A 14,980-nucleotide genomic window follows, 5' to 3' on the forward strand; every position below is an offset into this window, starting at 1 on the left:
CTGTTGATTCAACGTTTTACTTGTGAATTTCTTATACTTTCTGGCAGCAAAAAAACTTCTCCAAAAAAATCAGAGAAGTTTATCTTTTTAAATCTTCAAGAAGCGACGCATTGAAATAACTGATCCGATTGAACCAATCAAGTATCCGCCAACAGCCATTGTGATATCCAGGATCCAAACAATTTGGCTTGGACGCAGCAATTCTAGATTTGATTGCAATAGATAAGGCGCTGCTAAACCATATACTTGTGAATAGCCATACGTTAAGACTAGAATTGGCACGATTGAACCAATCAAGCCGATCCAACCGCCTTCAAGGAAGAATGGCCAACGAATATATCCGTTCTTAGCACCCACGAGACGCATGATTTGAATTTCCGTTTTACGTGAAATAATCGTGATTCGAATCGTATTGGAAATCAAGAAAATTGCTACAAAGATTAACAATGCTGCTGCAGCTAGACCCCAAGTACGAACAACTTTTGACATCTGAATGATTCGATCGGCTGAGTTACCACCATAGTTAGCGCGGAAAACATTTGGAAGCTGACTTGCTTCACGGGTTACTGGTTTAATGTATTGCGCATCTGTCGCACTGACCACATACACATCGTAAAGCGGGTTGCTGTCGCCTTCGAATAGATCCCAAGCGTCACCCATTTGTTTTTGCAACTTTTTCAGCTGGTCTGTTTTACTAGAGAATGTAACCTTATCAACATGGCTGATATCCTGTAACTCTGATTTCAACTCTTTTAAGTCTTTATCTTTTGTACCGATATCAACAAAAACCGTTACTTCGACATTACCTTCAACGTCTTGTGCTAATTTTGTCGCATTCATGATTAATGCCATAAAGATTCCAGCCATCGTTAATGTGATCGTCACCGCACTGACAGATGCCAATGTCATCCACCCATTACGTTTGACACTTTTGATACTTTCCAACAAATGTCGGAAGAAATTTCTAATCATCAAACTCGTATTCTCCTTCCGCTTCATCTCGAACGATCAATCCATTTTCAATCGCGATCAAACGATGGCGCATTGTATCTACGATCGTTTTGTTGTGTGTGGCCATTACGATCGTTGTTCCTTGGTTATTGATCCGTTCTAATAGATGCATGATTTCCCAAGAGGTATCTGGGTCCAAATTACCAGTTGGTTCATCGGCAATCAAAACTTTCGGTGTGTTTACAATCGCCCGTGCAATCGAAACACGCTGCTGCTCTCCACCAGATAACTCACTTGGAAATACGCGGACTTTGTGTTTCAAGCCAACGAGGTCCAAAACTTCCATAACACGTTTCTTGATATCCCGCGGTTTACGTCCGATTACTTGCATTGCGTAAGCAACATTTTCATAAACTGTCTTACGGGGCAATAATTTGAAGTCCTGGAAAACAACGCCGACATCACGACGCAGATAAGGAACTTCTTTATTTTTGATTTTCAATAAATCATGACGAGCAACATCCAGCACTTTTCCAGAAGTTGCCTTTTCTTCACGATACATCAACTTGATAAAGGTAGATTTTCCGCTACCAGAGGGACCAACGACATAGACGAACTCACCTTGATCGATACGGACCGAAATCCCACGTACAGCAGTTGTCTTATTAGGATATTTTTTTGTTACATCCTGCATTTCAATCATGCTTTATCTCTCCAAATCCTCTTAAATTCTTTGCTATTATAGCATGCCAACATTGCAACTAGCTTTCATTACTTTACAATTTGATTTCATTTTAGCATTAAGCATCTTGTGCTAAGCGCCATTTCAAGTAAGCATCAATGAAAGGATCTAATTCGCCGTCCATTACTGCCTGTACATTTCCCGTCTCATATTCAGTACGATGATCTTTTACCATCGAGTAAGGATGAAAAACGTAAGAACGAATTTGTGAACCCCAGCCAATTTCTTTTTGTTCACCACGTAAAGCAGCAGCTTCTTGCTCCTTTTTTTCGATCTCTAATTGATAAAGCTTCGCCTTCAACATCTGCATCGCAGTCTCACGATTATGAAATTGCGAACGTTGCGCTTGACTAGCTACCACCGTTCCAGTTGGCAAGTGAGTGATTCGCACAGCAGAAGAAGTTTTATTAATATGCTGTCCACCCGCACCACTGGCTCGATAAACATCCACCTTCAAATCATCCGGATTAATCTCAACTTCGATATTTTCATCCAATTCAGGCATAACTTCGACAGAACAAAATGAAGTATGGCGGCGACTAGCAGAGTCAAATGGAGAGATACGAACTAAGCGATGCACTCCTTTTTCTGATTTCAAATATCCATATGCATTAGTTCCCTTGATCATCAACGTGACACTCTTGATTCCCGCTTCATCACCTGATTGATAATCGATCGTTTCAACTGAAAAACCATGCTGCTCTGCCCAACGAGTATACATTCGTAAAAGCATTGAACCCCAGTCTTGAGATTCTGTTCCGCCAGCTCCTGGATGAAGCTCTAGGATCGCATTATTTTTATCATAAGGTTCATCTAATAAAAGTGACAACTCAAAACCAGCGATTTTTTCTTGCAGCTCAATTAAGCGTTCTTCCAGTTCAGTTTGCAACTCGACATCAAATTCTTCCTGCTGCATTTCCCACATAACGTTCAATTCATCATTTTCATTTGCTATCGCTTGAAACTGATCATAGGTTTCTTTTAAGGTATTGTTGCGATTGATCAGTGCTTGGGCTTTTTCTGAATCATCCCAAAAATCAGGCGCAGTCATTTGATTTTCTGCTTCTGCAATATCCTCTTCTAACTGCTCGAGGTCAAAGAGACCCCCTGAAGCTTACGACCTGCTCTTGCATCGTGTCTAACAAATTTCGAATTTCTGCGTTTTCCAAATCTATTCCTTCTTTCTCACGGGTAAAAAATCACCCGTTTAACCAATAATTCCAAAAATAGCCGGCTCAATTAGTAGTATATAATTTTTCCGTACACCTGTCCTTCAACAAAGTATCTCGGCTTCAATACTAGGCTCTAACAAAGCGGCTTTATTCCATAATTCATCAAATTTTCAAAGGCAGAACTGTCAAAAGACGAGACATAGCAGCTATGTCCCGTCCTGAAGGTTCTTTTCTCGTAAAAGATTATTGTCCTTTACCATGGCAGTTTTTATATTTCTTACCGCTGCCGCAAGGACATGGATCATTTCGTCCAACTTTTTCTACGTGGACCGGCTTTTGTTTTGTATGCGTTAAATTCTTCGGATCGCCATCAGCTTCTACAGGATGCTCTTGTTGATTTTGTGCTACTTGCTCCCGTTGAACGTTTTGGCGAATTTCTGCTTTCATAAAGAGACGCGTAACTTCAAACTCAATAGCACCAACCATGTCCTCAAACATTTTGTAGCCTTCTGTTTGATATTCAACTAATGGATTGTTTTGTCCATAAGCACGAAGTCCTACAGATTGACGCAATTGATCCATCGCATCGATGTGATCCGTCCATTTCGTGTCTACAACACGCAAGATAACTACTTTTTCAAATTCCAATAGTTGCTCAGGACTTTGTAATTGAGACACTTTTGTATCAAAGACAGCTTTCGCACGATCATATAAATAATCTTTCATCTCTTCTGGCGATTTGCCTTCAAAATCTGCTTTTGAAACAGAATCTTCATGAACTAATGTCGCTCCAGCAAAATCTGCTAACGCTTCAAGGTTCCAATTATCTTTTTCTAACTGAGTATGGCTATCCACAACGCGTGAAATTGTCCGGCGTACCATGTTTAGCAAGTTCGGAGTTAAATCTTTTTCACCCATGATTACATCTTGACGTTGTTTATAGATAACTTCCCGTTGTTCACGCATTACATCGTCATATTGCAAGACGTTTTTACGTGTGTCGTAGTTGTTGCCTTCCACTCGTTTTTGAGCAGATTCAACTTGGCGAGTCAACATTTTACTTTGAATAACGGCATCCTCATCTTCAACTTTCATTCGATCTAAGAAAGCTTTGATTCGTTCAGAACCAAAACGTTTCATCAAATCATCTTCTAATGAAAGATAAAATTGTGAAACACCCGGATCTCCTTGACGTCCTGAACGTCCACGCAACTGATTATCAATACGGCGTGATTCATGACGTTCTGTACCAATAACGGCTAATCCGCCTAATTCAACAACACCAAGACCTAATTTGATATCGGTTCCTCGACCGGCCATATTGGTAGCGATCGTAACTGATCCTTTTTGTCCCGCGTTCATAATGATTTCCGCTTCTTTAAAGTGGTTCTTCGCATTTAGAACTTCATGCGGAACTTTTTCACGGTCCAACATATTTGAAAGCAGTTCAGACGTTTCAACAGCCACTGTACCAACTAAAATCGGTTGACCTTTACGGTGACGTTCTTTGATGTCTTGTACCACCGCATGGAATTTGCTTTCCAAGGTTGGATATAACAAATCTGCATGGTCTTCTCGAACAATTGGGCGGTTTGTTGGAATTTGAATTACTTCAATATTGTAAATTTCACGGAATTCTTCTTCTTCCGTTTTAGCTGTACCAGTCATCCCGGCAAGTTTTTTATACATCCGGAAATAGTTTTGGAAAGTAATGGTTGCCATTGTTTTGGTTTCATCTTCGATCTCAACCGATTCTTTCGCTTCGATCGCTTGGTGCAAACCATCAGAATAACGACGGCCATCCATGATACGTCCAGTAAATTGGTCAACGATCAAGACTTTACCTTCCTGAACCACATAATCAATATCACGAATCATGATAAAGTTTGCTCGTAAAGCTTGATCTAAATGGTGAGTCAAAGCAGTATTGTCTAAATCATACAAGTTTTCTAAGCCGAAGTTTTCTTCTGCTTTTTCAATTCCCTGTTCTGTTAAGCCGATTGTTTTTGATTGGATATCGATCTTGAAATCTTCATCCTCTTTCAAACGTTTCACGAAGTTATCTGTCCGTGTGTAAAGCGCCGTTGATTTTTCTGCCGCACCGGAAATGATCAATGGTGTCCGCGCTTCATCAATCAAGATTGAGTCTACTTCATCGACGATCGCATAGTTTAATGGACGTTGAACCATTTGGCTTTGGTAAACTACCATGTTGTCACGCAAATAGTCAAACCCAAGCTCATTATTCGTACTGTATGTGATGTCACAGTTGTAGGCTTCACGCTTTTCATCAGCAGTTTTCGAATTGATGTTCAAACCAACACTCAAACCTAAGAAATTATACAACTCACCCATTTCAGTCGAGTCCCGTGTTGCTAAGTATTCATTTACTGTAACTACGTGAACTCCTTCGCCTGTTAATGCATTTAAATAAACTGGCATCGTTGCTGTCAACGTTTTACCTTCACCAGTTTTCATTTCAGGGATATTGCCATCGTGTAAAACAACCCCACCCATTAATTGGACATGATATGGGTATAGACCTAAGACACGTTTTGCTGCTTCGCGAACCACTGCGAATGCTTCTGGCAGTAATTCATCTAGCGTTTCACCCGCTTGGTAACGCCCTCTAAATTCTTCGGTTTTACCGCGTAATTGTCCATCTGACAATTTTTCCATGTCGCCAGAAAATTCTTCGACCTTGTCAGCAATCACACTTAATCTTTTTAATTCTTTTTTATCGTTCTCAATCATTCGTTTCAGAAAGTTTGCCATTCGTTTATCTTACTCCTTTATTTCTTTTCATTTTCTATTTTTCGATAGAAACCCGCTAGTATATTTTATCATTAGTCTTTGAGAAAAGAAACTTCTCATAGCGAATAAACCTCGACTTATATAAATGATTAATCTTTTTTTGTGATTTTCTTTAATATCAAGGCTTACAAGGAGTAAATCTGCATTAAAAACAGGATCTTATCCTAAAACTTTATTTTCAATCAAAATAAAAAACCTTCCAGCAAAACGCTGGAAGGCGATAAATTTCTGTTAATCTGTTTCGATTAATCCATATTTGCCGTCTTTACGACGATAAACGATACTTGTACCGTTTGTTTCAGCATCTTCAAAGATAAAGAAATTATGTCCAAGCATATTCATTTGTAAGACCGCTTCTTCGCTGCCCATTGGTTTCAATGATAAGCGTTTTGTACGTACGATTTCTAATTCAGATTCTTCTGAATCTTCTGCGTTCACTAACACTTCCACTTCACGTTCTGGTACACCCGTTTCACGAGCTTTACGATTAATTTTTGTTTTAAACTTGCGGATTTGACGTTCCAATTTATCCACAACCAAATCAATACTTGCATATAAATCTGGTGAAGTTTCTTCCGCCCGAAGAACCAAGTAAGGTAATGGGATCGTTACTTCAACTTTTGCCGTTTTTTCTGTGTAAACTTTCAAATTGACATAAGCAGTTGCGTCCGGAACATCAGTGAAGTAGCGTTCTAACTTTCCTACTTTCTTTTCAACGTAATTGCGGATAGCTTCTGTAACTTCGATGTTTTCCCCACGAACATTATATTTGAACATACGTATTGCCCCTTTCGTCTTGCCAACTGAAGATTAAGGAAGGACCACTCTTACCTCTTCTTCTTATCTCTATTATATCGAAATCTAATCCTTTTGCAAAGTAAATCGCTATCAAATTACAAAGCTAAAAGAATGCATTTTAGCGTGCAAAAGTCAAGCTTTTCACCGTTTCTGCGCCACTTTTATAAAGCAATTCTGCTCCATGAAACAGCGTACGACCTGTCGTATAAACATCGTCAACTAATAAAACTTTCTGATTTCTAATTTTTTCAATTGGTACATTTATTTCGAAAGGCTGCTTCATTTGCAAACGTTCTTCACGTGATTTTTCTGACTGCGGCGCTAATTCACTGCGCTTTAGCAAAAGTTCATAAGAACGTTTCGTCAAATCTAGACACCCTCGTACCTGATTGAACCCTCTTTGTTCAAAACGCTCTTTTGAAAGCGGCAATGGACAAATCAAATATTCCTGATATTTTTGTAAAGCTTCGGTTAATTCCAAGACAAAAGCCCCACGCGTTCGATAATCTCCCATAAATTTGTAAGTCTCAATCCATTGTCGAAAGCCCTCGTTATAGCTAAACAAACTGAAGTTCCTCATCACAAAACCAAGCTCTTGCTGCCATAAACAACAATCCTGACACAACTCTGTTGAATTTGGTCGACCACAACCTGGACAGACTTGTGCTTGATCTATTTTTGAAAATAATTGTTCACAGTGATAGCATCGCTGACTGCTTGGAAAAAATAATTCCCGCAAGGTTAGATTATTAATTAATTCTTTTTGGCAACAACTACAGCGCATCAATTAATCCCTCCTGCAACGCCTGACGATTATTTTCTTCAATTTCTTTAATCGCTTTTTTTATCGAAATAGTTACTTCACTCGTGATAAAAATCACCTCAGCATGAGTATAACCACCCTTACGATCCGCTCTTCCTGCGATTTGAACCAGCGCTGATCTATTAAAAACACGATGTGAGGCCTGCAATACAACAACCGATACTTTTTCAAAGGTTATACCACGCTCAAGAATAGTCGTTGTTATAAGCAATTGGTATTTACCCGCTCGCATATTTTCGACTTTTATCAGCCGCTCTTGATCTTGTGAAAAAACAGTTGTCAAACGTACTTCTGGAAATTTTTTTTCAATATAGCTGGCTATGTTTGCTAACAAAGAGATACTGGGACAGAAAAGCAAAACATTGTTTTGTTCTAATAACCTGCCGATTTTCATCAAAATATTTTCAGAGAGTTGTCCTTTGATTAAGTATTTTTCTAAACGCCAAGAAAATAGCAGTTGCGGAACGGGTAAACGACGACGATGATAACGTGCTGGTAAATAATAAAGTCTATCTACCTCCTTTTTTAAAAAATCATCGGGGGTTGCACTTAAATAAATGCGATTTCCATCTATTTTTTGAGCGTCATCTACTGCACGATGCAATAATGGATCGGCTGCATAAGGAAACGCATCTACTTCATCAACAATGATCAGATCAAAGTAGCTGTGATAACGTAAAAGCTGATGGACTGTACATACAACAAAAACATCTCCGGCATCTTTTCGCTCCTGTCCATGAAAAAGACTGATTTTTTCTTGCGGAAAAGCGTTACGAAAACGCAAATAAAGTTCGTTACAAACATCAACCCGAGGCGACGTTACCGCAATCCTTTTTCCTCGCTCCAACGAAGCTTTTAATAAAGGAAATAGAATCTCTGTTTTTCCTGCTCCCGTCACGGCCCAAATCAAAAATGTTTTTGCTACAGCTTGATTCTCCAATAAATGCTCTGCAATTTTATTTTGTGCAGGTGAAAGTTGTCCCGACCAGACAAGATTAACCTGCCTCGTGCATAATTCTTCGGCTGGAAAATAATACAGAAAACTGCGACTATCCACACGTCCCAAAGTTAGACAGTCTGTACAGTAAAAAAAGCCTGCCGGCAGTTTTTCCTGAGAAATCCCTCCACAGCGTTGGCATAACCACCCATCTTCGACCTCTACCATTGCAGAAATTCTTTCAGCATATGCTAAATCTATCTGCGGGTAAAAAACCTGCCATTCCTTCCATAATAATCGTTGACCAGTTATTTCCATCTGAGACCTCCTCTTTTCAAGAAACATACGCAAATTGACTTATCAATCTTCACGTTCAGATGATTTTACTAGCTTGAAAGAAACAAAAAAAAGAAGCACGACAATTAAATCGCACTTCCTTTTTAGTCTAGGCTTAAATCAGCCAGTTTGATTTTACCAATTTATTGAAAACTACATATTCTTTGGTGAGATTAACCTGGACTACTTCATAGTTGGCGTTCAACCAGCCATAAGCTCCCTTTTCTGGATGACGATAATCATTCGCCCACCAATCTAGATCTTGACGCGCAGTTTGCGGCAGACCGCTGCGGGGAAACAACAGCTCATCGAACTGTGTAAAGGTCAGCGTTACCTGTGAGCCGTTATTACTTTTCAAATAATGAGTAATACCATCATATTTTTTTGCTCGTGTCATGCTCATCCCTCACCTTCAAACAAAATCATACTGATAAACAGCGTTTAGTTGAAACCTGCCCCGCTTTTCTCCTATACTGTAATAGAGAAAATTAAAGTGAGGCAAAATCATGCTGCAAAACTATCGAACTATTAAAGAAGACAATCAACACGAAATCGAGATCAAAAAATCTCGCTTCATTTGTTTTTTGAAACGCATCAAATCAGAAGATGAAGCAAAAAACTTCATTCAACAGATCAAAAAGGAGCATTGGAAAGCAAACCATAATTGCAGTGCCTTTGTCTTAGGCGATCGCAATGAGATTCAGCGTTCTTCAGATGATGGTGAACCTAGCGGAACCGCTGGTGTCCCCATGCTGGAAGTGCTGAAAAAAAATGATTTGATCAACGTTTGCGCGGTCGTAACCCGCTATTTCGGCGGAACCAAGCTCGGCGCAGGCGGCTTGATTCGTGCGTATTCAGGAGCCGTGGCCCAAGCGATAGCTGCCACGGGCATCGTAGAAGGTCGACTGCAGCAAGAGGTTCTTGTGCAGTTAGATTATCCCAATTGGGGGAAGATGGAGAATTTCATTGCTAATGAACATTTGGCAGTCAAAGATACCCAATTTACCGATCAAGTCGTTGTGACTTGTATGGTAGATGAAAATAAGACTGCTGATTTCGAAAATCAAGTGACCGATTTATTAAACGGTCAAGTCAACTTCAAATCTGGTGAAGTCATTTACCACGAACAAGTAATCCAAGAGGTGTAACCGCTTGGATTATTTTTCTAAGTAAAACTCAAAACGACTGCCAACATACTGTGTTCGCACATATTCAAATGGACGCTCATCCGCTAAATATGATACCTGCCGCAGACGTAAAATGGCATCTCCGCGTTTCACTGCTAAGTATTCAGCAATTTGTTCTGAAGCTAGAGTGGCGGATACTGTTTGATTGGCACGTCCGATTTCAAACCCTTTTTCTTGCAGACTGTGATAAAAAGAATCGGTGATCTCTTCTTTACTAAAGCCTTCTATCAGCTTTGCCGGAATACTTGCGACTTCAAAACAAATCGGCACATCATCCGCATAACGAATTCGTTCCATACGCAGAACTTGTTCGCCTTTTTCTAAACCTAATTTTTCCGCTTCACTAGAGCTTGCTCGCGAATGAAAGAAAGAAATCGTTTTGCTTGCTGGCACTTTACCTAATGATTCCATAATATCAGTGAAGCTCGTCGTTCCGCTCATTTTTTCTTGGACTTTCTTACTTGCTACATAAGTTCCTGAACCGATCTTTCGTTCTAAAATCCCCTCATCGGATAATGTTTGGATTGCTTGGCGGAGAGTCATTCGACTTACTCCAAATCTCAACGACAATTCGCGTTCAGAAGGCAAGCGCGCTCCAACCTTCCATACACCGTTTTCAATTTCATGCTTCAATTGATCATGTATTTGAATATAAACTGGCACTTGATTCGCCACGTTCCGTCACCCCGTTCAAAATTTTTACTACTCTTATTATAACTGGTATATACCTAATGTACAACAATAATCCTTTGCGATTCTTTTCACTCTTTTCTTTTCTATAATAAAAGAGCAGACCTGTTTTAATTGGTCTACTCTTTTAATCAATTTTTGACTTCTTCTTTTAACTGTTTATTGGCAGTCGCCATCATTAAGCGAATTCGGTTTAATTGGTTAACGATTGAAACACCTGGGTCATAATCAATCGCCGCAATGTTCGATTTCGGATATTGGTGACGCAGTTCTTTGATTACTCCTTTACCAACGACATGGTTTGGTAAGCAACCAAACGGCTGCATACAGACAATATTGTTAACACCGGTTTTCAACAGATCAATCATTTCACCTGTCAGGAACCAGCCTTCACCAGTATGATTTCCGATTGAAAGAATCTTGCTGGCGTCCTCAGCTAATTGATAAATTGAATGAATACCAGTGAAGCGCTCCGATGCACGCAAAGCTTTATCCATTGGTTTTTCCACGACTTCAATCAATTTAATCGCCATTTCAGCAATGTTTTTATTTTTCTTCGGCATTCCCATATTATCGTATTTCCAAATTTGGTTGTACAAGGAATAATTCATAAACCCGATCAAGTCTGGAACTACCGCCTCAGCACCTTCTTCTTCCAGCAAACGAACGATATCATTATTCGCTGTCGGAGAATATTTCACCAAGATTTCACCGACGACACCGACTTTCGGTTTGACTTCATTTGAAATCGGTACAGTGTCAAAGTCTTTAATGATTTTTTTCATGTTGCGATTGAAGATTGTCAACGAACCATTTCGTACATTGCTCTCAACTTTTTTCAACCATTCTGCATGTAAAGCATCGATTTGCCCTTTTTCCAACTCATATGGACGTGTCCGATAAACGACTCGCTCGAATAAATCACCGTAAAGAATCGCAACAACGATTCGTTTCAGCATCGGCAATGTGTACTTGAAGCCTGGATTGCTTTCCACACCTTTGTTTCCAAGTGAAACTGAAACAACAGGAACCTGTGGGAACCCAGCATCATTTAACGCCTTACGCAATAATGGAATGTAATTTGTTGCACGACACCCGCCGCCGGTTTGACTCATCATCACGCTCGTATTGTTCAAATCATATTCGCCGCTTTGCAATGCTTCAACAAGTTGACCAATCGAAATGATCGCTGGGTAACATGAATCATTATTGACGAATTTTAACCCAACATTAACCGCTTCTCTATCCATCGCTGGTAAACAAACGACATTATAACCCGAAGCTTCCAACGCAATATCAAATAATCCTGATTGATGGATCGGACTAAGCATCGGCAGCAGCAAAGTATGCTTTTTGCGCATTTCTTTGGTGAAGACGATTTTTTCTGGTTCTTCGAAACGTTTGACTGGTTGGAAATTTGATTTATCTCGTTCGTTGACCGCAGCCTTTAATGAACGCAGACGAATTCTGATCGCGCCAAGATTTGATCCTTCATCAATTTTCAAGACAGTATAGATTTTTCCATATTGCTCCATGATCTCTTCTACTTGATCCGTTGTTACAGCATCTAAACCGCAGCCAAAGGAGTTCAATTGAACAAGCTCAAGATTTTTCGATTTTGCCACAACACGGGCCGCTGCATAAAGACGAGAATGATAAACCCATTGATTAACTACACGAAGATTACCGACATCACTTAAATGTGAGACACTGTCTTCTGTTAATACGTGAAATCCTTCTTGTGTAATAACCTCAGCGATCCCATGATTGATTTCAGGGTCTAAGTGATACGGGCGACCAGAAAGAACGACACCCCGTTCACCTTTTTGATTAAGCATCAGCAAGGTCTCTTCACCTTTTTGACGAACATCTTCTTTGAAGGCCTCTAATTCTTCATAGGCATGATGCAATGCTTTATTGATTTCTTCTTGCGTAATACCTAGATCTTGGAAACAGCGTCCTAAAACAGCTGCTACAGAGGCTTCATTGGCTAAGTTCAAATAAGGATTGCGATAATCGACTTTGCCTTCACGGATATCATCTACGTTGTTACGAATGACGTCAGGATAACTTTGAACGATTGGACAGTTAAAATGATTGTCCGCTTTTTTGGATTCCTGCCGTTCGAATACTACGCCTGGGTAAAAAATCATCGGAACACCGCCATCGATCAATGCTTGGATATGTCCGTGAGCGATCTTCGCAGGATAACAAGCTGTATCACTAGGGATCGTCTCCATCCCTTGTTCATACAATTCCTTGTTTGAACGTGGTGATAATTTTACGCGGAAACCTAAATCGCTAAAGAAGGTATGCCATAATGGATAATTTTCATACATATTCAAAACACGAGGGATTCCGATCTCGCCGCGAACCGCTTCTTTCTTGCGTAATGGACGATACTTGAATAAACGGCGATATTTGTAATCCACCAAATTGACCTTTTTATCTTCTCGTTTAACTTTGATTCGTGCCCCGCGTTCACAACGATTTCCTGTAATGAACTGACGGCCGTCTGAGAACATTGTAACGGTCAACATACAATTATTTTCGCATAGACCGCAGTGCGTAAATTCTTTTTCAGCAGTAAAGCTATCGATCTCTGCTAAAGAAAGGGTTTCAGTTTTTTCACCGATCTCATAATTTTCTAGAGCAATCAAAGCCGCTCCGAATGCCCCCATCAATCCAGCGATTGAGGGACGAACAACTTCTCGTCCTGTAACCATTTCAAAGGCCCGTAAAACAGCTTCGTTGTAAAAAGTACCGCCTTGACAGACGATTTTTTCTCCCAGTTCTTCTGGCCGACGAATTTTGATTACTTTATAGATAGCATTCTTGATAACTGAATAAGACAATCCTGCAGAGATATCGCCCACAGAGGCGCCTTCTTTTTGAACTTGTTTTACTTTGGAGTTCATAAAGACGGTACAGCGTGAACCTAAGTCAACCGGTGCTTTTGATTTTAAGGCCGCCTTCGCGAAGTCTTCTACATTGTAATTCAACGATTTTGCAAAGGTCTCGATAAACGATCCGCAGCCTGAAGAGCATGCTTCATTCAACTGGATCGAAGACAAGGCACCATCCTTGATGGTCATGGCCTTCATATCTTGACCGCCAATATCCAGAATAAAATCAACGCCCGGTTGGAAATGATTCGCGGCTTTGTAGTGGGCCATTGTTTCTACTTCACCGATATCGACCTTCAATGCATTTTGAATTAATTGCTCTCCGTATCCAGTCACCGCAGCTTTTCCGATAAAAACATTTTCCGGTAATTTTGTATAGAGATCTTTTAATACTGTCATGGTCGTTTCCAACGGTTGCCCCTGGTTGTTGCCATAAAATGAATACATCAAATTACCGTTATCATCGATCAAAGCTACTTTTGTCGTCGTTGATCCAGCATCGATACCTAAAAATGCCACACCTTCATGTTCAGCCAAACTTTTTTCTTTAGCCTGTGCCTGACCATGACGCATCCGAAAGTCAGCTAAATCTGCTTCGTCTTCAAATAATGGCTCTAAAGTATCTGAAGGTGATAAATGTCCCTCTTCAGCAGTTGTTAAACGATGCAATAAACCTTCCAAAGAAGTAGCGTCTGCTTCTTCTGAATAGAACGCAGCCCCCATCGCGACAAAGAGTTGCGGATTTTCTGGAAAGATCACATTTTCTGGTGCGATATTCAACGTCTCAATAAATCGTTGACGCAACTCTGACATGAAATACAATGGACCGCCAAGAAACGCAATGTTTCCTTTAATTTTTCGACCGGCAGCTAAACCAGCAATCGTTTGATTCACAACTGCTTGAAAAATACTCGCAGCGATATCTTCTTTTGCTGCTCCTTCATTGATCAGTGGCTGTACATCTGTTTTCGCGAATACTCCACATCGTGAAGCGATCGGATAAATGGTTTTATAATTTTTGGCTAATTCATTCACGCCATTAGCATCTGTCTTCAATAGAACGGCCATCTGGTCGATAAAAGCTCCCGTACCGCCAGCACAGCTTCCGTTCATGCGTTGTTCCAATGCACCTTCAAAAAATGTGATTTTGGCATCTTCTCCGCCTAATTCAATGGCTACATCTGTTTCAGGAATAATTTCCTCAACTGTGCGTGTACACGCGATTACCTCTTGAACAAAAGGAATCTCTAAAACATCCGCTAAACCCATCCCGCCAGAGCCAGTAATGCTCATCGTCATTTCTTGATTGCCGATCACCGCTTCAGCTTCTCGCAACACACGTTCTGTGGCAGTTTTCACATCTGAAAAGTGACGTTCATACTTGGCAAATAAACTTTCGTTTTGTTCATTCAAAATGACCAACTTGACGGTTGTAGAGCCAACATCAATCCCCGCTCGTAATGTCATAATTATTCCTACCTTCCATTTTTAACAACACATGTTGATTAACTTACAAAGTGTTTGTTATACTACTCACGTATATTCTAAAAACATTTCGAACGTTATGCAATACTCAAAACCATTTCATTCGTGTGATAAGCAACAATCCAGCGTGATTTGTTGC

General features: G+C 40.1%; 11 protein-coding genes. 1 reads left to right on the plus strand and 10 read right to left on the minus strand.

What is annotated here, in order from left to right; genetic code table 11:
- Nucleotides 1–87: 87 nt before the first annotated feature.
- The 8 genes from ftsX to FFR60_RS11600 form a co-directional block, all read right to left on the minus strand.
- Nucleotides 88–972, minus strand: a complete 885-nt coding sequence (gene ftsX / locus FFR60_RS11565; RefSeq protein WP_137664328.1) for a permease-like cell division protein FtsX — start codon at nt 970–972, stop codon at nt 88–90.
- On the minus strand, nt 965–1,654 hold the full coding sequence (gene ftsE, locus FFR60_RS11570; RefSeq protein ID WP_016181267.1) for a cell division ATP-binding protein FtsE: 690 nt from the start codon (nt 1,652–1,654) through the stop codon (nt 965–967). The genes ftsX and ftsE overlap by 8 nt, the downstream gene beginning before the upstream one ends.
- A gap of 97 nt (nt 1,655–1,751) precedes the next feature.
- Nucleotides 1,752–2,862 (minus strand): peptide chain release factor 2 gene (gene prfB / locus FFR60_RS11575; protein WP_137664281.1). Its coding sequence is split into 2 segments (ribosomal slippage): nt 1,752–2,789 and nt 2,791–2,862, totalling 1,110 coding nucleotides; the frame shifts between segments, so codons are not numbered across the junction.
- A gap of 246 nt (nt 2,863–3,108) precedes the next feature.
- Nucleotides 3,109–5,640, minus strand: a complete 2,532-nt coding sequence (secA, locus tag FFR60_RS11580; protein WP_088931785.1) for a preprotein translocase subunit SecA — start codon at nt 5,638–5,640, stop codon at nt 3,109–3,111.
- Nucleotides 5,641–5,910: 270 nt separating this feature from the next.
- Nucleotides 5,911–6,456, minus strand: a complete 546-nt coding sequence (hpf, locus tag FFR60_RS11585; protein WP_067622946.1) for a ribosome hibernation-promoting factor, HPF/YfiA family — start codon at nt 6,454–6,456, stop codon at nt 5,911–5,913.
- 139 nt (nt 6,457–6,595) lie between these two features.
- On the minus strand, nt 6,596–7,261 hold the full coding sequence (locus FFR60_RS11590) for a ComF family protein (RefSeq protein ID WP_137664282.1): 666 nt from the start codon (nt 7,259–7,261) through the stop codon (nt 6,596–6,598).
- Nucleotides 7,251–8,555: a DEAD/DEAH box helicase gene (locus FFR60_RS11595; protein ID WP_137664283.1), complete on the minus strand. Its 1,305-nt coding sequence runs from the start codon at nt 8,553–8,555 to the stop codon at nt 7,251–7,253. Before FFR60_RS11595 ends, FFR60_RS11590 begins: the two co-directional genes overlap by 11 nt.
- A gap of 133 nt (nt 8,556–8,688) precedes the next feature.
- Nucleotides 8,689–8,970 carry a DUF7662 domain-containing protein gene (locus FFR60_RS11600; RefSeq protein WP_455709032.1) on the minus strand — a complete coding sequence of 94 codons (282 nt, stop codon included), beginning with the start codon at nt 8,968–8,970 and terminating at the stop codon, nt 8,689–8,691.
- A gap of 109 nt (nt 8,971–9,079) precedes the next feature.
- On the opposite strand from FFR60_RS11600, the gene FFR60_RS11605 reads away from it, so the two are divergent.
- A complete protein-coding gene (locus FFR60_RS11605) occupies nt 9,080–9,721 on the plus strand; it encodes a YigZ family protein (RefSeq protein ID WP_137664284.1) in 642 nt (213 codons plus the stop codon).
- A gap of 9 nt (nt 9,722–9,730) precedes the next feature.
- Here the strand turns inward: FFR60_RS11605 and FFR60_RS11610 are convergent, their stop codons facing one another.
- Entirely contained in the window at nt 9,731–10,435 is a 705-nt protein-coding gene (locus FFR60_RS11610; protein ID WP_137664285.1) for a GntR family transcriptional regulator, read from the minus strand.
- Nucleotides 10,436–10,581: 146 nt separating this feature from the next.
- Nucleotides 10,582–14,823, minus strand: coding sequence for a 2-hydroxyacyl-CoA dehydratase (locus FFR60_RS11615; protein WP_137664286.1), 4,242 nt, complete (start codon nt 14,821–14,823; stop codon nt 10,582–10,584).
- Nucleotides 14,824–14,980: the final 157 nt, after the last annotated feature.

It is taken from the genome of Enterococcus hulanensis (assembly GCF_005405485.1).
GTDB lineage: Bacteria > Bacillota > Bacilli > Lactobacillales > Enterococcaceae > Enterococcus_A > Enterococcus_A hulanensis.

What these genes read in the sequence shown, in the direction of transcription:
- ftsX (WP_137664328.1), bottom strand. Translation starts at nt 972, where the DNA reads ATGATTAGAAATTTCTTCCGACATTTGTTGGAAAGTATCAAAAGTGTC.
- ftsE (WP_016181267.1), bottom strand. Translation starts at nt 1,654, where the DNA reads ATGATTGAAATGCAGGATGTAACAAAAAAATATCCTAATAAGACAACT.
- secA (WP_088931785.1), bottom strand. Translation starts at nt 5,640, where the DNA reads ATGGCAAACTTTCTGAAACGAATGATTGAGAACGATAAAAAAGAATTA.
- hpf (WP_067622946.1), bottom strand. Translation starts at nt 6,456, where the DNA reads ATGTTCAAATATAATGTTCGTGGGGAAAACATCGAAGTTACAGAAGCT.
- FFR60_RS11590 (WP_137664282.1), bottom strand. Translation starts at nt 7,261, where the DNA reads ATGCGCTGTAGTTGTTGCCAAAAAGAATTAATTAATAATCTAACCTTG.
- FFR60_RS11595 (WP_137664283.1), bottom strand. Translation starts at nt 8,555, where the DNA reads ATGGAAATAACTGGTCAACGATTATTATGGAAGGAATGGCAGGTTTTT.
- FFR60_RS11600 (WP_455709032.1), bottom strand. Translation starts at nt 8,970, where the DNA reads ATGACACGAGCAAAAAAATATGATGGTATTACTCATTATTTGAAAAGT.
- FFR60_RS11605 (WP_137664284.1), top strand. Translation starts at nt 9,080, where the DNA reads ATGCTGCAAAACTATCGAACTATTAAAGAAGACAATCAACACGAAATC.
- FFR60_RS11615 (WP_137664286.1), bottom strand. Translation starts at nt 14,823, where the DNA reads ATGACATTACGAGCGGGGATTGATGTTGGCTCTACAACCGTCAAGTTG.